The sequence below is a fragment of the Cupriavidus sp. FW305-3-2-15-C-LB2 genome, from assembly GCF_058787575.1.
On record NZ_JBYSZW010000002.1, the window covers coordinates 182,258 to 201,461 of the forward strand.

General features: G+C 64.8%; 16 protein-coding genes. 8 read left to right on the top strand and 8 right to left on the bottom strand.

The window, feature by feature from the left end; genetic code table 11:
- Window positions 1-291 precede the first annotated feature (291 nt).
- Entirely contained in the window at window positions 292-768 is a 477-nt protein-coding gene (locus AC3WRR_RS02770) for a hypothetical protein (protein ID WP_439671915.1), read from the bottom strand.
- Window positions 769-1,532: 764 nt separating this feature from the next.
- Here AC3WRR_RS02770 and AC3WRR_RS02775 point away from each other — a divergent pair.
- The 3 genes from AC3WRR_RS02775 to AC3WRR_RS02785 are packed head-to-tail and all read left to right on the top strand — an operon-like array spanning window position 1,533 to window position 4,572.
- Window positions 1,533-1,988, top strand: coding sequence for a DUF3302 domain-containing protein (locus AC3WRR_RS02775; RefSeq protein ID WP_041688127.1), 456 nt, complete (start codon window positions 1,533-1,535; stop codon window positions 1,986-1,988).
- Window positions 1,989-3,167 carry an HlyD family secretion protein gene (locus AC3WRR_RS02780; RefSeq protein WP_492296179.1) on the top strand — a complete coding sequence of 393 codons (1,179 nt, stop codon included), beginning with the start codon at window positions 1,989-1,991 and terminating at the stop codon, window positions 3,165-3,167. It begins immediately after the preceding gene.
- 10 nt (window positions 3,168-3,177) lie between these two features.
- A complete protein-coding gene (locus AC3WRR_RS02785) occupies window positions 3,178-4,572 on the top strand; it encodes an efflux transporter outer membrane subunit (RefSeq protein ID WP_492296181.1) in 1,395 nt (464 codons plus the stop codon).
- 64 nt (window positions 4,573-4,636) lie between these two features.
- Here AC3WRR_RS02785 and AC3WRR_RS02790 read toward each other — a convergent pair whose 3' ends face one another.
- The 3 genes from AC3WRR_RS02790 to AC3WRR_RS02800 all read right to left on the bottom strand — a co-directional run bounded on the left by AC3WRR_RS02790 (window position 4,637) and on the right by AC3WRR_RS02800 (window position 7,323).
- Complete coding sequence (locus tag AC3WRR_RS02790; protein ID WP_011617345.1) at window positions 4,637-5,047, bottom strand: carboxymuconolactone decarboxylase family protein; 411 nt, start codon at window positions 5,045-5,047, stop codon at window positions 4,637-4,639.
- Window positions 5,048-5,052: 5 nt separating this feature from the next.
- Window positions 5,053-6,051 carry a Bug family tripartite tricarboxylate transporter substrate binding protein gene (locus AC3WRR_RS02795; RefSeq protein WP_011617344.1) on the bottom strand — a complete coding sequence of 333 codons (999 nt, stop codon included), beginning with the start codon at window positions 6,049-6,051 and terminating at the stop codon, window positions 5,053-5,055.
- A gap of 213 nt (window positions 6,052-6,264) precedes the next feature.
- The gene (locus tag AC3WRR_RS02800; protein WP_011617343.1) at window positions 6,265-7,323 is read right to left on the bottom strand and encodes a beta-keto acid cleavage family enzyme; all 1,059 of its coding nucleotides are present in this window, start codon (window positions 7,321-7,323) and stop codon (window positions 6,265-6,267) included.
- Window positions 7,324-7,560: 237 nt separating this feature from the next.
- On the opposite strand from AC3WRR_RS02800, the gene AC3WRR_RS02805 reads away from it, so the two are divergent.
- A complete protein-coding gene (locus AC3WRR_RS02805; RefSeq protein WP_454750413.1) occupies window positions 7,561-8,583 on the top strand; it encodes an AraC family transcriptional regulator in 1,023 nt (340 codons plus the stop codon).
- A 231-nt stretch (window positions 8,584-8,814) separates the two neighbouring features.
- Here AC3WRR_RS02805 and AC3WRR_RS02810 read toward each other — a convergent pair whose 3' ends face one another.
- Genes AC3WRR_RS02810 through AC3WRR_RS02825 form a run of 4 tightly spaced genes read right to left on the bottom strand, consistent with a single transcriptional unit; the run spans window position 8,815 to window position 12,846 of the window.
- Window positions 8,815-9,873: a VWA domain-containing protein gene (locus AC3WRR_RS02810; RefSeq protein ID WP_492296184.1), complete on the bottom strand. Its 1,059-nt coding sequence runs from the start codon at window positions 9,871-9,873 to the stop codon at window positions 8,815-8,817.
- On the bottom strand, window positions 9,870-10,895 hold the full coding sequence (locus tag AC3WRR_RS02815; RefSeq protein WP_010814599.1) for a DUF58 domain-containing protein: 1,026 nt from the start codon (window positions 10,893-10,895) through the stop codon (window positions 9,870-9,872). The genes AC3WRR_RS02810 and AC3WRR_RS02815 overlap by 4 nt, the downstream gene beginning before the upstream one ends.
- On the bottom strand, window positions 10,873-11,886 hold the full coding sequence (locus AC3WRR_RS02820) for an AAA family ATPase (RefSeq protein ID WP_011617339.1): 1,014 nt from the start codon (window positions 11,884-11,886) through the stop codon (window positions 10,873-10,875). Before AC3WRR_RS02820 ends, AC3WRR_RS02815 begins: the two co-directional genes overlap by 23 nt.
- A gap of 12 nt (window positions 11,887-11,898) precedes the next feature.
- On the bottom strand, window positions 11,899-12,846 hold the full coding sequence (locus tag AC3WRR_RS02825; protein ID WP_011617338.1) for a S1C family serine protease: 948 nt from the start codon (window positions 12,844-12,846) through the stop codon (window positions 11,899-11,901).
- A 75-nt stretch (window positions 12,847-12,921) separates the two neighbouring features.
- Here AC3WRR_RS02825 and AC3WRR_RS02830 point away from each other — a divergent pair, with 75 nt between their 5' ends.
- The 4 genes from AC3WRR_RS02830 to AC3WRR_RS02845 all read left to right on the top strand — a co-directional run bounded on the left by AC3WRR_RS02830 (window position 12,922) and on the right by AC3WRR_RS02845 (window position 18,779).
- Window positions 12,922-13,986: a VWA domain-containing protein gene (locus AC3WRR_RS02830; protein ID WP_010814596.1), complete on the top strand. Its 1,065-nt coding sequence runs from the start codon at window positions 12,922-12,924 to the stop codon at window positions 13,984-13,986.
- Window positions 13,987-14,481: 495 nt separating this feature from the next.
- On the top strand, window positions 14,482-15,177 hold the full coding sequence (locus AC3WRR_RS02835) for an ABC transporter ATP-binding protein (protein WP_011617337.1): 696 nt from the start codon (window positions 14,482-14,484) through the stop codon (window positions 15,175-15,177).
- Window positions 15,178-15,180: 3 nt separating this feature from the next.
- Window positions 15,181-17,706, top strand: a complete 2,526-nt coding sequence (locus AC3WRR_RS02840) for an FtsX-like permease family protein (protein WP_492296186.1) — start codon at window positions 15,181-15,183, stop codon at window positions 17,704-17,706.
- The gene (locus tag AC3WRR_RS02845; protein ID WP_011617335.1) at window positions 17,703-18,779 is read left to right on the top strand and encodes a lipocalin-like domain-containing protein; all 1,077 of its coding nucleotides are present in this window, start codon (window positions 17,703-17,705) and stop codon (window positions 18,777-18,779) included. The genes AC3WRR_RS02840 and AC3WRR_RS02845 overlap by 4 nt, the downstream gene beginning before the upstream one ends.
- Window positions 18,780-19,204 lie beyond the last annotated feature (425 nt).

Sequence of the window (19,204 nt, forward strand, 5' to 3'; positions counted from 1 at the left end):
CGTCTTGGGTACTGCCCCGTTGCGAGGGCCTTGGTTCGCCCGCCTGTACGGCGGGTATTTTTCTCTGTGCCCCGGCCGGGCGCATTGGCTGGCGCTGATTGCCGCCGCACCGAGGCGCGAATCCCCGCCACCGGGGAATGATAGCGCCATGCCCCGGACTGGCACCTTCTCAGGAGAGTTCATGAGCAGTTGTAGAAGTCTTGCTCTTGCCGTGTGCACGGCGGCACCGCGGAAGGTGGACCGGGCTGGCGGCAGCCGGTCTACCTCGCCGAGCAACTTGTCAGAGGCGTCCTAAAGAACGGCGCAAGCTTCTGCGCTGGCGGTAACGGCAACGTCCACCCGCGCATCATTGCGTAGGACCACGCAGAGGAAGTTGCCGATGGCTTCGCCCGCATGAGGCTTTTCCCGCCAAAGGCGTGGCAGGGGTGCCGTCGAGGCAAGCAGTTCGCCCTGTTCGGATGCGGCATGGGATTCCGTGCCGGCTATGGCATCGCTCCAGGTTATCGCGATGGGCCCCTCCGGCTTGGTGCCAAGGAAGCAGAAGGAGGGTGCCGACAGCGAGCGCCGCGACGCGGGTCCGGTCTCGCAAGGGCCGGCGCGTAGTGCCAGCACGTCATGATCGGTCCGGTTGACAGTGACGATTTTCGTCCACGGCCAGGGCTCCTGGAACGGATGCCAGGTTTCAGAGGTAGGGATCGCGCATCCTGAGATGGCGCTTGCCGTGGCAATGGCGATGACACGTGTGGAAATCGCGGAAACAGCATTCATTGGATAGTCAGTTCAGGTGAACCTGATCTTCACCTGGGAGGGCATACGACGGCGGACAGAGTAAGCCTGCCTCGCCATGGTGGCTATCAAAGGAATTCGAAATACCGGGCGGCCCTTGGCGCGCATCGATTCGACGCACCCTCACTTTCGAATTTCTTTGATAGCCCCGCCCGCGCCACCGGCATAAGGTGTGCACATCCACGGAGAAGCGACCGGCCGCGCCGGTTTGCGTCGACGGTATCTGATCCACTTCGAAGGAAACTACAGGAATGATCAAGCACTGCCTTTCGGCTGTCTCGATAGCGGGCGCCGGCGCGCGCGGTCGTGGGGTGCCAAACCTTGTCATGGCCCTGCTGATTGCCGGCGCCGCGCAATCGTACGCGCAGAACCTGCCCGCTCACACGCAGCGAGACACCGCGGCGCAGCCGGAAGCCTGCTCCGGTACCGGCGCCGGCCTGCAATCCGCGGCCTGCCGTGCGGCCAGCAATGCCGGCCAGAGCAAGTACAACCTCCTGTACGCGGACGATGTGCCGGCCGGCAACAGCGAAAGGTCAACCGGGCCGGTTTCAGCCAGCCCGTGCCGGAACTGCCCAACGGATGCACAATCCGGCCGGCAAGCGGGGCGCATGCCGGATAGCGCCGCCAGGAACAGCCGCAGCGAATCAGCGGGTACTGCGCCGGCCAGCACACTGTAGTTCTCAACGCGACCGAGTACCTGGCAAGTCAAACACCGGGCCCTGGTGCCCTATCTCTCTATTTCCCCGATGAAACTGCGTCAATATCTGCTGGCGGGCCTTGGCCTGCTGGCAATGCATGAACCAGCGTTCGCCTCCTTCCTCAGCGGAAAGGCCCTCGAGAGCGCCGCCAATGCCATCTCCTGGGTGGTGATGATATTCGTGCCGCTCGCAGCCATCTACCTGTTCTGGATGCTGCATATCTGGCCGGATAAGGTCGCCCACCGGAAGCAGCATCCGCAGAGGGAAGCCATCCATGCGCTATGCCTGCTTTCGCTCTTCTTCGGCGGACTGCTGTGGCCGATGGCCTGGCTCTGGGCACACACCAAGCCGGTGTTCTACCGGGCGGCCTATGGCACCGACAAACTACCGGAAGACGAAGCGGCGCGAGGCGCGGCACATGCCCCCATCGGCCGGCCCGGGAACGTCGCGTCCCTGCGGGCGCCGGCACGCGGCGCTACGTCCGGCGCAGGGGAGCAGAGCTGAATGGATGCGCTGCTGCTTGCTATCTACGCGCTGGCCGTCTGGCTGATCTTCTTCAAGTTCAAATGGCTGCCATGGAACACGACGTCCATGGTCATCGTGGTCACGATTCCGGTGGTTGCCCTGACGCTGCTGGTCCTGACGCTGAACGTGGTGGCACCTTCGTCCCATGATGTCAGGGTGGTCGGCAAGGTGCTCCAGGTGGTGCCGCAGGTAAGGGGGCGCATTGTCGAACTTCCGGCCGAGGGTAACCGGCACTACAAGAAAGGCGATGTCCTGCTGCGCATCGACCCGACGCCCTATCAGGCCTCGGTCAGGCAACTTGAGGGCAGGTTGATGGCGGACGACGCCGCGCTTGCCGAAGCGCAGGCCGTTGCTCGCCAACTCAGCGAGTCCGTGCGCGGAGCGGCCGGCAAGGTTGCCACGGTACAGGCCAAGCTGTCGCTCGCCCGACAGCGGCTCAGGGAACATGAGGCACTGCTTGCGGCAGGGGCCGGATCGAAGTTTGACCGGGAAGATGCCCTGGCGCGGCGGCACGAACTGGAAGGCGAACTGGTCAGCGCTCAAGCCGTCGAGGACGAGGCCAGGCAGAAGCTGTCTGCCAAAAGCCAGGGGGAATTCGCCGCCATCGCCACGGCGCGCGCCAAGCGCGCGGAAACCGAAGTCATGCTCGAGAACGCCCGATGGGAACTTGGCCAAACCGAGTACCGGGCGCCCGCCGACGGCAAGGTCGTGAACCTGCAGGTGCGCGTGGGCACGATGCTGGTCCCGTTTCCGTTCTCGCCGGCATTCAGCTTCGTTGAGGACGAGCAGGAGGTGGTCGCCTTCTACAGGCAGAACGAGCTATACAACGTCAAGGCGGGGGATGTCGCCGAGATCTACCTGCCGACGCATCCGGGTGAAATCATCAAGGCAAGGGTGGATTCGATCGTCTGGGCGCAATCACAAGGCCAGTTCGCGCAGGGGGGAATGATTCCGAACACTGCTGCCACGGAAGCCGTACCGAACCGGTTCGCCGTCAAGCTGGACCTGCGCGACGAATCGAAGGGCCAGATGCTTCCGGTCGGGGCGGTCGGCGCGGGTGCCATCTACACCGCGCACATGAAGATGTTCCATATCGTTCGGATGGTCTTCCTGCGCGTCAGTTCCAAGCTGAACTATCTGGTATTCAAGCTCCATTAAAGGCAAGCCTGTGTCGTCATCTCTCAACAAGACTCTTCCGGTACTGCTGGTGCCGCTCGCCATGCTCTTTGGCTGCGCTCTGCAGGCGCCGCCGGATAGCGCCAGCCTTCGAGGCCAGGCGGTCCCCGCGCTTGAAGGGCAGCGCACCTGGGCAAACGAGGCCGCAGCAGGCGAGCCCGCGGACGACTGGCTTGCAAGCTTCGACGATGCTGAGCTGCAGCGGCTGGCCCGGGAAGCGATCGCGCACAACGGCGATCTCAGGCTTGCAGCGGTGCGCGTCGAGCAGGCGCAGGCACTCGTTACCATGCAAAGCAGCGGCCTGTTGCCGAGCGCGGGCGTGAAGGGCAGGGCTGGCCATTCGGAAACCCAGTTCCTTTCGATTGGTGCGAGCTGGGAGATCGATCTCTGGGGCCGCATCCGCGCACAATCGCGTGCCGCGAAATCCCAGTATGCCGCTACCGCGGACGAATATCTCTGGGCGCAGCGCGTCGTCGCAGCCGCTACTGCCAAAGCATGGTTCACGCTGATCCGGTCCGCAAAGCTGGAAGGCCGGCAGCGGCAAGCCGTTGCCGTGCAGGAGCAACTGGTGCAGATCGCCGAGCGGCGGGTTGCCATCGGTGCGGCGCCGGATACTGAACCGGCGGAGGCGAAAAATGCGCTGCGCACGCAGGTGGATTCGCTGCGGAAGGCCGAACTCGCCAGGAGCCAGGCCGCGCAAGCCCTGGAACTGCTGCTTGGCCGCTACCCTGCCGGGGAAATCGGGAATAGTGTGGGGAAGCTGGAGTTGCCCGCCATTCCCATAGCCCCGCAGGCAGGCTTGCCTGCAGACCTGCTTGATCGCCGCCCGGACTTGACGGCCGCGGCGCACCGCGTCGCCGCGGCCTTCGACCTGAGGCAGTCCGCCGAGGCAGCGCGGCTGCCAAGCATTTCAATCAGCGCGGCCATTACCGGCATCCGTAGCGACGTGCTGTTGCTCAACCAGTCCGGCACTCCGATCAAGGGACTGAATGGCGCGATCTTCGCGCCGTTGTTCACGGGAGGAAAGCTCAAGGCCAGGGCGGACTACTACAGCGCCGAGCAGAGGTCCGCCATGATCGCCTATGGCAACAGTGCCCTGCAGGCACTGGGCGAGGTCGATGCGGGGTTGCGCGCTGAATCGAATCTTGCAGATCGCACCAGGCAACTGCAGGATCGGGTGAACGAGAGCCAGCTATTGGTACAGCGCGAGGAGGCGCGCGTTAGCATTGGTGCTTCCGATCCGCGCGGCGTCCTGAAGGCTCGGCAGACAATGCTGGCTGCCGAGATGGATCTGATCCACCTGAGGGGCGATCATCTCAACCAGCGCATTGCGCTATTGTTGGCGCTAGGGGGTGACTGGAGCAGGAAAGCCATGGAAAGCGCTTGAATGGGTCAAAATGCCAGTCAGAGCATGAAGCTGACTGGCATGGTGTGCCTTGGATGGAAGAGATTCACTTCTTGCTTTGAGAATGCGCGTCAAAGCGCGCGACTTCTTCGAGCAGCATCGGCGCACCCATGCTGTTCGCGTGCAAGCCTAGAACGCTAACGCCTTGAAGGACGGCGGCGATCTCTTCCTTGGTGGCGCCCAGCTCGAGCGCGCGGCGGATATGGCGCCGCGTTCCAGGACCGTACATGTGCGTGCAGGATACATCGACGGCAATGGAGATGAACTCCCAGACCTTTGGCTCGATCAGCCCCTTGGTCATCGGATGCATGGCCATGTCGAGGAATTTCTCGGTCCAGATGGGGTCCAGCTCCGTAAAGCTGTTCCACTCCGGATTCCAATAGCCGCTCGCGCGCAAGCTGTCGCTGATGGGTGTGGCTGGCGGGGTGCTTGTACCCGTGTACTTGTCGTCGTGCATGGCGGTCAGTTCAAGGAGGGCTTGTAGTTGATGGCACGCAGTGCCTGACCTGTCCGCTCGTTCTCCCGCTTGAGCGTTTTCTCCAGATCGGCGGAGGTCTGTGTGGGACTCCCTGCGTTCATTCCAAGTGCCGCAAGCTGGCTCTTCACCGAAGGGGATGAGACGGCCTTGATTAGCTCCTGCTGCAGCTTGCTGCGGATGGCAGCTGGCACGTCGGGCGTGGACCAGACGCTGGTGCCCATGATCTGGCTGAGATTTGGGTAGCCCGCTTCCGCCATTGTCGGCACAGCGGGCAGGAACGGCGAACGCTCGGCCGATGTCACCGCCAGCGCCCGGACCTTGCCGGGTTTCACGAGCGCAAGCGCGGTGCCCATGCCGTCAAACATGAACTGAATCTGGCCGCCCATCAGGTCGGTGAGCGCGGGGGGCGAGCCTTTGTAGCCGACGTGCTCCATGTCCAGCCCGGCCGCCTTGTTGAACTGCATGCCTTTGATGTGAGAAAGCGTACCCGGGCTGTAGGACGCATAGGAGACCTTCCCCGGATGTGCCTTCACGTAGGCCACCATCTCGCTGACATTGGTGACCGGCAGACGCGGGTCGGCGACCAGCACCAGCGGCACGCTGGCCACTTCAGCGACCGGTGCCAGATCCTTGAACGGATCGAAGCGGAATTTGTAGCTGTACGGGTTCTCCGTCACAAGCGAGTTGGGAGACAGCACGAATGTGTAGCCATCGCGTGGCGCGGCGAGCATTGCCTCCGTGGCAATGATGCCGCCTGCGCCGGGCTTGTTCTCAACCACCACGGATTGTTTGAGGTTCTGGCGCATGCTTTCCGCAATCGTGCGCGCGATCATGTCGGATGCGCCTCCCGCCGGAGCTGGGACGAGGATGCGAATGGGGCGGTTGGGCCAATCCCCTTCCGCCAGCGCGCCGGACAGGGGCAGGGCGGACAACAGCGTTGCAAGGCAGGTACCGCGTGTGAGTCGGATGATGTTCGAGATCATTTGGCTCTTTGCCTATGTGTTGTTACCGCGTCGTACGCGGTGGCTGTGCGAATGACCGGTGCGTCTGACATGAGCAGGGGCGCTAAGACTTGCTCCTCATGACTGACGCCGGCAGGAGCGAACAAGACAAGACAGATCGATCCAGTTGCTGCAATTCAGGCGCTGGGGTGCACACATCAACTGGACCGATTTGTTGTCTGCGCCGTAGTCGACTCAGGCTACGCGGCGCAGCGGCACGTTCTTGACACCAGGCTTGCGGTTAGGGGTCATGCCATTGCCGGCCAGGGTTTCGTCGACATCGTCGTACCAGGTGCCAATACGGTAGATCTCCCGCGCTTCCTTGCCATCGGCGATCTCGCGGCCCAACTCCTTGGCGATTCGCACAAGCTGCTGAACCTGCTGCACCGAGGTGAAGCGCTTGCCATGCTGATCAATGAGAGTGTCCTCGATGCCGCAGCGCACATGCATCCCCATCGCCAACGCCATCGTGTTCCACGGGAGTACGTTCTTGAACAACGACTCGGCGGTAACGGTGCAGCCATCCGGTGCACGCTGGATGAAGTCGAACAGGTTGTACGGATGCGGACCATGGTGGCCGCCACCGATGCCGATGCAGGTCAGGTTCAGCGGGCCCTTGTAGACCCCCTTGCGCACCATGCGGTCCAGCGTTTCGAGCGCATGCATGCCAACCAACTGAAAATGCGGCTGGATGCCGGCATTCTGCAGGCGGCGCAAGTGTTCTTCCGCCCAGGTCGGGCCTGCCGGAACGATCATTTCACGATAGGCATCGTACGTAGCCGGATTGGCGAGGGACGTGCCTTCGTAGAATTCCGGATAGATCAACTCCATGATGTTCATCTGGATGGTGTTGAGCGCTACCGTCACCTGGTCCGGTTTCGGGTCGAGTTCGGCCAGTGCGTGTCGGGTGTCGTCCGACAGCCACTTTGCAGCCTGGCCATCGTCTTCCGGCGCAAACGAGATCGAGCCGCCGACCTGAATGATCATGTCCGGCACCGCCTTGCGAACGCCGGCGATCAGTTCGTTGAACATGGACAAGCGCTTGGAACCCTTGCCATCCGGCTCGCGCACGTGCAGGTGTAGCACGCTGGCGCCGGCCTCATAGCAATCCACGGCCTTCTGGATTTGCGCTTCCATGGTCACCGGGATGTCTTCGGGGAAATCTTCCGGCATCCACTCCGGACCGTAGGGGGCCACCGTGATCACCACCTTGTCCATATTCTCCGGGTGCAGCGAATCATCCAGAAATTGCATTTCGTTCTCCGTGATAGGGGATTTAGCTATCGGCGCCGCAACGAATTGTTGAGGTCGAACCGGACGCTGCCATGGGGTTCCGTTCATCGTTGATTTACGGGATTAGTCTATTAATCCCGGGGCGGTCGTTTTCTCTCATTTCGTGACATTGATGTCTCCTTTCGTGACAGAATGCTGGGTGCCCGGGTTTCCCCTGAACGAACGGATCCGGGTTACTCCCCGGGTGAATGAGAGAAGATGGGCACATTGATTCGCACTGGCGTGCTAAAGAACTATTTCAAGGTTGCGCAGCACTTGGGTCTGGAACCGCAGCCGTTGTTAAGGAAATTGCGGTTGAGCAGCGAGATGCTTGCGGACCCGGACCATTGGATTCCCGGGAGTGGTGCCGTTACCTTGCTGGAAGAGTCAGCGCGGATCACGCAATGTCCGACATTCGGGTTGCATATGGCCGATTTGTGGCAACTGTCCGATCTCGGTGTCGTCAGCGTTTTGCTCACGCACCAAAGGACCCTGCGCGACGCTGTCGGAACGTTGATTCAGTTTCGGCACCTGATGAATGAGCTCCTGGTCATCCGGATCGAGGAGGTCGGCAAGAAGGTCATCGTGCGGGAGGACGTCGTCGCGGATGATGCCGGCCCGTCCATACAGTCAGTTGAACTGGCACTGGGCACACTGTCACGCATGTGCAGCACGCTTCTGGGCACTTCCTGGTACCCTCTTAGCGTCAATTTCACCCATGACGCCCCATCTGATCTGCGGCTGCACCGCCGCATCTTCGGAGGGAAGCTGGAGTTCGCAAGCTCGTTCAACGGTCTGGTTTGCCGAGCTGCCGACCTGGAGATTCCCAACCCTATTGCCGACCCCGTCATGGCACGCCATGCCCAACGCTTGCTTGAAGGGTTGCCGGGGGCTAACGAGCCGTCGGTTGTACTCGAGGTGCGCAAGGCGATCTACCTGATGCTTCCGATAGGGCGCGCTACCATCGAGCAAGTTGCTCAAGGCCTGGGAATAAACGTGCGCACGCTGCAACGCCAGCTCGAAAGCGCCGGAGAGGTCTTCTCCGACATGGTCAATGGCGTAAGGCGCGATCTCGTCATCCACTACATGGACAACGGAAGCCTCTCGCTGGGACGCATTGCCGAGTCGCTCGGGTACTCCGCTTATGGCTCGTTTTTCCGTTGGTTCACTGCGCAGTTCGGGATGACGCCGACGCGGTGGCGCGACACTAAACCAGCAGACCGGGGAAGGCGCGGCAATTAGCCGTTGTTAGAGACCGCAAAATCGGGGGCAACGACGAAGTCTGCCGCGGAAACGCTGATGAGCCACCTAGAATGCGCGCATGGATTCCGATCCTCGGTCCGAGCATCCGATCTCCGAAAAAGCTGTTTGAACTTCGTTGTGGGCAGGGGGCGGTGACTGAGTGGTTCTGAGTGTGGGGCACGGCTGCGGCAAAGGGACGGCCGGCTTTCCTCCGCCAGAGCCAGTCCCTGCCTACATCACGCGCCCGAACCACCACAACGACAGCAGCCCCGCACACGTGGCCAGCAACGCCCCCAGCGCGGCGAAGAACGCAGTAATTTCAACCTGTTCGCGCTTGCCAAACGTCAGCCGCATATTGAGCGCCCGGTACACCCTCTTCAGTTGCGCGGCATCCGCAAGCGGGAAATACTCTGCCCCTGTCGCATTGGCGACTTCCTTCAACACCTTCTCATCCAGCCTGACGCGTGCCGACCAGCCATCGACCGAGAGCACCACACCGTCGGTCGTGCCAACCCCGACGGTATAAACGCGCACGCCGTGCGCCGCGGCAAGCTGCGCCGCCTGCGTCGCGGCCGGGCCGGTGTTGCTTTCACCGTCGGAAAACAGGACGATCGCCCCGGAGGGATAAGAGCCGGGCGTCACGACTTCGCCGCTGTGGGATGCGTCCGGCTTTTGCAGCGGCGTGGTGTCGCCGTTCATGAGGCGCTCGGCGTCACCAGCCGTCTGCGGCAGCAGCGTCGTCAGCGCGATGAGCAGGCCATTGCCCAGCGCGGTGCCGCCTTGCGGCTTGAGGCGGTCGATCGCCGTGGCCGCGGCATCCTTGCTGCGGCTGGGCGCCTGTGCCACGGCGGCGGTGCCGGCCATCGCGACTACTCCCGCGCTGACGCCCGCGGGCAGTGTGTCGAGTAGAACCTTGGCCGCTTGCTGGGCGGCGCGGATGCGGCTGGGCTGGATATCCTGCGCGCGCATGCTGCCGGACAGATCGATGACCACGACCACGGTCTCGATGTGCGAGGGCAGCATCATCACTGCCTGGGGTCGGGCGATGGCGAAGGTCAGCGCGGCCAGGGCCAGCAGGAGCAGCATGGGCGGCACGTGGCGGCGCAAGGTCGCACCGCCCCTGATGGCAACGCCGACGGATTTCAGGGTGGGATAGTGCACCGTGGCGTGGCGCCGGCGCCTGTCGAGCCATACGTAGCCAGCGGACAGCACGAGGACGAGCGTGAGCAGCCACAGCATGCCTGGCCACAGGAAGCTGAAGACGGGTAGCCGGCTTATGGCATCGGTCATGCTGCCTCCTTGGGCCCGTTCTCCTGCTTTGCTGTTGCGGCGGCACCTTGACGGTGGCGGCGCCGGCGGGTGAAGTGCAGCAGGGCCAGGTCCAGGCGGGCGTAGGTCGACAGCGTCAGGCACGCCACGCCGGCCTGGGTGAAGGCCAGGCGCAATTCGTCCTCGCGCGCCTGGGCGGCGGCGGCGAAGCGTTTGCGGAAGGCCGGGTCGTGCGTGTCGACGAACATCTGCTCGGCGGTTTCGGCATCCTGCAGCACGACCAGGCCCAGGTCGGGCAAGGCCATCTCCAGCGGGTCGACCAGCCGCACGGCGACGACCTCATGGCGCCGGGCCAGCATTTGGAGCGATGCCTGCCAGCCCGGGGCGCTGATGAAGTCGGAGACCACGAACAGCACCGATCGATGTTTCGCGACTGCCCGTGCGCGCTCCAGCAGGTCGCGCAAGCGGGTGTCGCCCGGCGACGCGGCCGGTGTGCCATGCATGCGGTCGAGCAGGTGCAGCAGGTGCCGGCGCCCCGAGCGCGCCGGCACCACCGACGCGCCCGCGTCTGTGGCCCCGCCGTAGAGCAGGGCGCCGACCCGGTTGCCATAGCGCGTCAGCAGCAGCGCCATGACGGTGGTGAAGTCGCTCAGCAGGTCACGCTTGCTCACGCTGCCGGAACCGAAACCGACCGATCCGCTCAGGTCCAGCAGGAACCAGACGGAGACCTCCCGGTCTTCCTGGTACTCACGCACGTGCGGTGTTTGCAGCCGTGCTGTCACGTTCCAGTCGATGTGCCGCACGTCGTCGCCGGGGCGGTATTCGCGCAGGTCGGCAAGATCCAGCCCAAAGCCGCGGAACAGCGTGCGGTAGTCGCCCTGCAGCAGGCCATCGAGGCGGCGCACCACGGTCCATTCCAGGCGGCGCAGCAAGGCCTCGGTCTGCCTTGCGTCGACGCTGGCCAGCGCCGTGCCGGCGGGCATGCTGCCGGGTGCGGCCTCCGGGCCGCTCCGGCGCCGCCTATTGCGCAGGCGCCCGAACATGGGATTCCAATGGGCGCTCCGGGACCGGCAGCGCCTGCAGGATGCGGGTGACGAGCTGGTCGGCAGTCACGCCGTCGGACATGGCCTCGTACGAGAGCACCAGGCGGTGGCGCAAGACATCCGGCACGAGATCGACCACGTCTTCGGGCAGCGCATAGTGCCGGCGGCGCAGGAACGCCAGGGCGCGCGCGCCTTCGATCAGGCCGATGGTGGCGCGGGGGCTGGCACCGAACGCTATGTATCGATCCAGGTCCTCCAGCCCGTAGCCTCCAGGCTTGCGGGTGGCCGCCACCACGCGCACTGCATACTGGAGCAGGCTCGGATCCACATAGATCCTGCCGCATTCGTCCTGCAGGCTTGTCAGGCGCTCCGGCGTCGCGATGGGGCTCACGCTGATGCTGGGGCCGGTGACACGGTTGACGATGACGGCCTCCTCCTCCTCGCTGGGATAGCCCACCAGGACCTTCATCAGGAAGCGGTCGACCTGCGCCTCAGGCAAGGGGTAGGTGCCTTCCGTTTCTATCGGGTTCTGCGTGGCCATGACGAGGAAGGGCGTGGGCACCAGATGGGACTCGCCGGCGATGGTGACCTGCTTCTCCTCCATCACTTCCAGCAAGGCGCTCTGCACCTTGGCCGGCGCGCGGTTGATCTCGTCGGCCAGCAGCAGGTTGGCGAAGACCGGGCCCCGCACGGTGGAGAACTCGCCCGTGCCCTGGTTATACATGCGCGTGCCAATCAGGTCGGCCGGCAGCAGGTCAGGCGTGAACTGGATGCGCTTGAAGGAGCCGCTCATGGTCCTGGCCAGCGTCTTGACGGTCAGCGTCTTGGCCAGGCCCGGCACGCCTTCCACCAGCAGGTGGCCACCCGCAAGGATCGCCACCAGCACCCGTTCGAGGAAGTGGTCCTGCCCCACCACCACGCGCTTCACCTCATACAGCAGGCGTTCCATCAATTCGGCGCTGTCCACTGCGCCCCGGGTTTGGTCGTTCATAGGCCCCCGCGATTAGAAAGGAGAGGATCCGATGGAAGCGCCGGCGCTTTCGATCGTGACAGCAAAGCCGATGCCGAGGAAAGTGCCGCTCTGGTTGGGGTTGAGGATGGCGGTGACGATCCCTACCACCTCGCCATCCAGATTCACCAGCGGTCCGCCGGAGTTGCCCGGATTGGCGGCGGCGTCGAACTGGATGAGCTTGTCCAGGTCCCGCTTGCCGTCCGGCAAGACGAACCTGCGGTCGAGCCCCGACACCACGCCGGCAGACACCGACGGGCCGATGCCGAACGGAAAGCCGACCGCGACGACTTCAGTGCCGGGCGCGAGGTTCCGGCTGGAACCGAGCGTCGCCGGCGGCAGGTCGTCGGGGATGGAACTGGGCCGGATCACGGCTAGGTCTTTCTCCGGGAACGCCTGCACAACCGAGGCCTCGGCCGTGTGGCCGTCGTGGAACCTGACCTCCAGGCGCAGGGCGTCGGCGACGACGTGGTAGCTGGTGAGAATGGTGCCGCTTTCGGTCACGACCACCCCCGAACCGATGTGGCGGGCTGTGCGCTTGCCGCCGGACTCGCCCTTGCTGCCCGGTGGGTCGCCTTTTGCGAGTTCATCGCCCGAAGGCGGCGGGGATAGCGGAGCCGATTCGGGAGGTGCCTTGCGGCGTGTGGCAGGGGGATCACGCTTGGCGTGTGGGGCGGATGCCGCTTTCTTCGGCTTGTCCGCAGCCTTTTCGGCTGGCGCATAGCTGCGAACTTCCACCACCGACTCGCGAACCGCCTCTGCCGCCCTGGCTGTGCGCGAAGGCAGGCGCTTGGTTTCCAGCGTGTGCAGCACGGCGGAGTCGATGTCGGCTTGCTTGAGGACGCGCGGCGTCGGCTGCAACAGCCAGGCAGAGCCAACGACCGCCGCGAGCACCAGCGCCACCGCTGCCGAGACCCATCCGTAGATCGTTACCCGTCTCATTGCCGCTCCCGAGGTCCCGTCCCGCCGTGAAAAATACAGTACCATCGTCTTACCCACGCGCCAAGGAGCAGGTGCATGCAGTTTCTCTGGCCGCAAATGCTCTGGCTGTTGCTTGCGCTGCCCCTGCTGGCAGCCGCTTACCTGTACCTGATTGCGCGGCGCAAGAAAATCGCGCTGTTGTATGCCAGCCTTGCGCTGCCGCGCGCCGCCCTGGGTCCCGGCCAACGGCTGCGGCGTCACATTCCGCCACTGCTCTTCCTGCTCGCGCTGGGCGTGGCCCTGCTGGCTTGCGCCCGTCCTACGGCGACGATCACGCTGCCGTCCGACACCATCACCCTGGTGCTGGCCATGGACACCTCCCGCAGCATGGCGGCGACCGACGTTGCACCAACCCGGATCGGCGCATCCAAGCAGGCTGCCCGGGATCTCATCGTCGGGCTGCCGGCCAGCGTGCGCCTGGGCATGGTCTCTTTTGCCGCCACCGCGACCGTGGTGCTGCCCCCCACCGACAACCGGCAGGACATGCTCGACGCAATCGATCGCTTCCAGCTCCAGCTCGGCACGGCGACCGGCAGCGGGCTGATCCAGGCGCTGGCAGTGTTGTTCCCCGACGATGGCATCGACCTGGAAGCCATCCTTTTCAGCGGCGAGTCGCTCGCACCCGGTCCCGGCGGCAGATCGCTGACAGAGGCCGCCGCGGCGGACGCCGTCCGCAAGCGCGAACAGGAACGGCCGGCGGCGCAGCCCGGCTCGTATCGGCACGGTGCGGTAATCCTGCTCAGCGATGGCCGCCGCACCACCGGCCCGGACCCGCTGGACGCTGCGCGCATGGCCGCCCAGCGCGGCGTGCGCGTCTATACGGTGGGCTTCGGTACGCCGCAGGGCGGAGCCGCGGCAGAGTCGGGCCTGTCTTACTACATGCAGCTCGATGAACCCGCCTTGCGGGCGGTAGCGGCGATAACGAACGGCGAGTACTTCCAGGCTGGCTCGGCTGCGGACCTGAGCCAGGTGTATCGCCAGCTCAGCGCCCGCTTCGCGCTCGAGCGCAAGGAAACCGAGATCAGTGCATTGTTCTCGGCAGCAGCGGTCCTGCTGCTGGGGGTGGCGTGCGGGCTCTCGATGCTGTGGTTCCGGCGGTGACCTGAAGCACGGTTGATGAAGCTGCCGGGTTCATTCCCTGAGCCATCCATGGGCGCAGCGGGTGTATTTTCGGCCTGGATCTCACCCGGGAACCGAGACGCCACACGCTAATGGCCGCATGATCCATGCCGTCTTGCGCATGGACTGCGCCAGCTTTCCGCCCCCGGCGGCGCCACAAGGAGCTGGATGGGCGCCCAGACAGTGACGGAAACAAATGTGCCGCATCTACACGAGCCGCACAAGCAGAAGGATAGCCAGTGAACGGATCAATGGAACGGGCCTGCCACTGCGTCAGTCGAAATCCCCCCGATCGGCTGCGAAGCGAACCAGCGCCAGGAAATGGCAAAGTGGCTGCACCGTTCCCAGTGGGAATCGTCCGACTTCTAGCGGCCTTCTTCGACAAGTCCATGCACTTCAACGGTGGCAGAATGGCTTGTGCCCGCTCTCCCGTCACAGCCTTGACGGAGAGGCACGCCACGCGAGGTTGACGACATTGTGCTGACCCTTACAGATGTCTCCAAGACATACAACGGCGCCCGACCGCGCACGGTTCTCCGCGGAGTCAGTCTTGCGCTGGACGCCGGCGAATTTGTCGCCGTCATGGGCGAATCGGGCGTGGGCAAGTCAACGCTGCTCCACCTGATCGCCGGTCTGGATCGGCCCGACAGTGGCCGCATCCAGTTCGACGGACAGGATCTGGGCAAGCTGGACGACGATGCCGCAACCTTGCTCAGGCGTCGCAAGCTGGGGTTCGTGTTCCAGGCCTTCCACGTGCTGCCGAATTTGAGCGCGGCGCAGAACGTGGCGCTGCCGCTGCTGTTGAACGGCCTCGAGCAAAAAGGGGCGTCGGCGCGCGTTGCCGAGATGCTCGCCGCGGTTGGGCTTGAGGGGCGCGAGGACAGTCTGCCGCGCGAGCTTTCCGGCGGGGAGTTGCAGCGGGTGGCGATTGCGCGTGCCCTGGTACACCGTCCAATGCTGCTGCTGGCGGATGAGCCGACTGGCAACCTTGATCACGAGACGGCCGCGCGGGTGCTGAGCCTGCTGCGCAAACTGGTCAACGCAAACGGCACGGCCGCGATTATCGTCACGCATTCGGCAGTGGCTGCGGCGACGGCGGATCGCGTCTTGCAATTGACGCCGGGCGGATTGACGCCGCTGGGGCCACAGCCGCCGATGAGCGCGGCCGCCTAAGCCATGCGAACGCCGCGCTCACTCGGCCTTGCACTACTCCTGGGCGAATTGCGCGCCCATCCCGGACGCGCCATCATCGGCATCCTTGCCGTGGCCATCGGTGTGGCAATGGGCTATGGCGTGCATCTGGTCAACCACGCTGCGTTGGCAGAGTTTTCCCAGGCGGTGCGCTCCTTGATGGGGAATGCCGATCTGGAGATCCGCGGGCCGCGCATGGGCTTCGACGAATCGCTCTATCCGCGCATCGCGGGCCTGGCGGAGGTGGCGTCGGCCAGCCCCGTGGTGGAAGTCAATGCGCTGGTGCCGGGGCGCACCGGTGCGCTGACGCTGTTTGGCATCGATGTGTTCCGGGCGGCGCCTGTAACACCCAATCTGATCGGGCGGCCCGCCGAGGAGCGCGCGGGCAAGCTCGACGTTCTCGATCCCGACGCCGTGTTCCTGTCGCCGGCGGCGTTGAGCTGGCTCGATCTCAAGCCCGGGGACCCGCTCACCGTACAAGTCGGGCTGACCGCGCTTACGCTGCGTATTGCCGGCACGCTGCCGGCGGCGGGCGAGGGCATGCGCCTGGGCGTGATGGATATCGGTGCCGCGCAGTGGCGCCTCGACCGGCTTGGCCTGCTGCAGCGGATCGACGTCAAGCTCAGGCCGGGAGTGGACACCGACAACTTTGCGCAAGCGCTGGCCGCGCTGCTGCCGCCAGGGGTGGTGGCGGGTTCGCCGCAGGACAACGCGCGCCGGACTTCCAACCTGTCGCGCGCCTATCGGGTGAACCTGAACGTGCTTGCTCTGGTGGCGCTGTTCACAGGCGCCTTCCTGGTGTTCACGATGCAGGCAGTCTCGGTGCTGCGGCGGCGCTCGCAGCTTGCACTGTTGCGCGCCCTTGGGGTGACGCGCGCTGGTCTGCTGCGGCTGCTGCTGGCGGAAGGCGCGGTGCAAGGCGCGCTCGGCGCGATGCTCGGCCTGGCGCTTGGCTTCTTCCTCGCCGCCACGGTGCTCGGGTACGCGGGCGGAGATTTGGGCGGCGGCTACTTTGCAGGTGTAAAGCCCAAGGTCCGCTTCGACGCGCTGGCAGCGCTGATCTTCTTCACACTCGGCCTGTCGGCGGCGGTGCTCGGCAGTCTCGCACCGGCATGGGAGGCCGCACGCGCGCGGCCGGCGCAGGCGCTCAAGGCGGGCGATGAGGAGACACCGCTCAAGCGGCTACGCTCGCCGTGGACCGGGCTTGCTGCGATGGCAGCCGGGCTTGTGCTGACGCCACTGCGGCCGGTGGCGGATCTGCCGGTCTTCGGTTATGCGGCGATCGCCCTGTTGTTGGTGGGCGCCATCCTGCTGATGCCACGGCTGGCGCATCTCGTGTTCGGCTTGCTGCCCTCTTGGCGACGGGCTGTGCCGCAGCTTGCCCTGACCCAGCTCGCCGGCGCACCGGGCCGCGCGGCCATCGCGCTGGCCGGCATAGTCGCCAGCTTTAGCCTGATGGCGGCGATGGCGATCATGGTGTCAAGCTTTCGCATCTCGGTGGACGATTGGTTGCACAATGTCCTGCCGGCCGACCTTTATCTGCGTGCTTCGTCAAGCGGCGACAGCGCGTATTTCTCGCTTGACGACCAGGCGGCCATCGCCAGCGTCCGTGGCGTTGCGCGTGCCGAGTTTCTACGTTCGAGCCAGATCCTGCTTGATCCCGAGCGCCCCCCCGTCACGGTCATTGCCCGGCCGATCGATCCGCACAATCCGGGCGCACGGTTGCCGCTGACGGCAGCGCCCGTCGCGGCGCAGCCGGGGGATCCGCCGGCGGTATGGGTCAGCGAGGCGATGGTCGACCTCTATGGCTTCCGCCCGGGGCAACGTATCACGCTGCCGCTGCAGGGCCGGCCCGTCGCCTTCCTGGTGGGCGGCGTGTGGCGCGATTACGCACGCCAGCATGGTACGGTCGTGATCAGCCAGGACGATTATCGACGGCTCACGGACGAGCGGCGTGTCACTGACGTTGCCCTGTGGCTGGAGCAGGGCACCGGCCCGGCGCAGGTCAAGGAGAGGCTGCGCCAGCGCGTCGCCGGCGGTGAACACATTACCTTCGCCGAGCCTGGCGAGATTCGCGCCGTCACCTTGAGAATCTTCGACCGGAGCTTCGCCGTGACCTACCTGCTGGAGGGCATAGCGGTCGTGATCGGCCTGTTCGGCATTGGCGCCAGCTTCAGCGCGCAGGCCCTGGCGCGTGCGCGCGAATTCGGCATGCTGCGGCATCTCGGCTTCATGCGTTGGCAGATCGGCGCGATGCTGGCACTGGAGGGCGCGTTACTCGCTCTGCTTGGCGTGGTAGCCGGTCTTGCGCTGGGATGGATCATCGCCCTGATCCTGGTTCACGTTGTCAACCCGCAGTCGTTCCACTGGACCATGAGTTTGCATTTGCCCTGGGCATTCCTCGCCCAGTTGGCGAGCGCGGTGGTGGCGGCGGCCTCGCTGGCTGCGCTGGCGAGCGGGCGGCAGGCGATGTCGCGTAGCGCAGTGCGCGCGGTTCAGGAGGATTGGTGAAGAGGCGCTCATTCCTGCTGTTGTTGCCGGGTTCCGGCGTGGCGGCCGCGGCGCTGGGCGCAGCGCCCGCTTATCCGCCGGTCGCCGCGGGACGAACCCTGTCCTTCCCGCGCGACCACGGCGCGCACCCCGACTATCGCACCGAATGGTGGTATGCCACCGGCTGGCTGCAGACGCGGGCAGGAGCGCCGCTCGGCTTCCAGGTTACGTTCTTCCGCTCGCGCCCGCCGTTCGACCAGGCCAACCCAAGCCGCTTCGCGCCGCAGCAACTGCTGTTCGCCAATGTCGCACTGAGCGATCCCGTGGCCGGCAAGCTCCAGCACGACCAACGCGCGGCGCGCAGCGGCTTCGGCCTTGCGCTTGCCGATACTGCCGATACCGATGTGTACATCGACAGCTGGTCGCTGCGCCGAGAGGCGACGGGGCACTACCGAGCCAGATTTCCCGCGCGGGATTTCACGCTCGATCTGACAATGGAACCAACCCAACGGTTGCTGCTACAGGGCGAACGGGGATACAGCCGCAAGGGACCGCTGGCGGCCCAGGCGAGCTATTACTACAGCCAGCCGGGGCTCAAGGTGAGCGGCACCCTGGAACGGCGCAGCCTGCAGGAAACCGTGCACGGTACCGCCTGGCTGGATCACGAATGGTCGTCGACCTTGCTGGCCGACGAGGCCGTCGGCTGGGACTGGCTCGGCCTCAACCTGGATGACGGCAGCGCGTTGATGGCCTTCCAGATCCGGGACAAGCCGGGGCGCAAGTTCTGGGGAGGCGGCACGCTGCGCGGCAGCGACGGTCGCGTCCAGGTACTGGCTCCCGACGAGGTCAACTTCATGCCGGCACGCCGTTGGCGCTCGCCTCGTACCGGCACGAGCTATCCGGTTGCCATGCGGTTGAACGCAGGCGGTCTCACGCTCGAACTGCTACCGCTGATGGATGATCAGGAACTCGATAGCCGCGCGAGTACCGGCGCGGTCTATTGGGAGGGCGCGGTGACGGCGTTGCGGGGAGGCAAGGTGGTCGGACGGGGCTACCTCGAACTGACCGGGTATTTCCAGCGCCTCAATCTTTGACTTGAGGCCCGGCCCGGGTAATAGGGAGCGGCCGGTCGGAGTGCCCGCCCGCCGCTTCGCTCGGCGATTCACACGATTTCCCTCAATCGCAAGATTCTCGCCATACCCCCTCTTTGGTGGGACCTTCTCCAGAGGAAAGCCGATTGCCCTGCTATTTCCGTCACGCTATGATGATTTTCAAACAGCGCGCCGCGTGCTCCCTACTCGTTGGTGATTGCGGGCAGCGTAAAGAAAGGTGCCGCCGGGCAATGGAGGGGTCAATTGGTAAAGGACGACTACAAGCACTGGAGACGCCGGTGGCTGCGGTGGCACTCGCGGTCTCTGCTGGCAAGCGCACTAGTATTGCAGCGAAGTGAGTGTGATGCCTACCTTAACCAGATGCTGAGGGCATACCTTGCCTACGGCGACTTCACCGAAAACGAAGT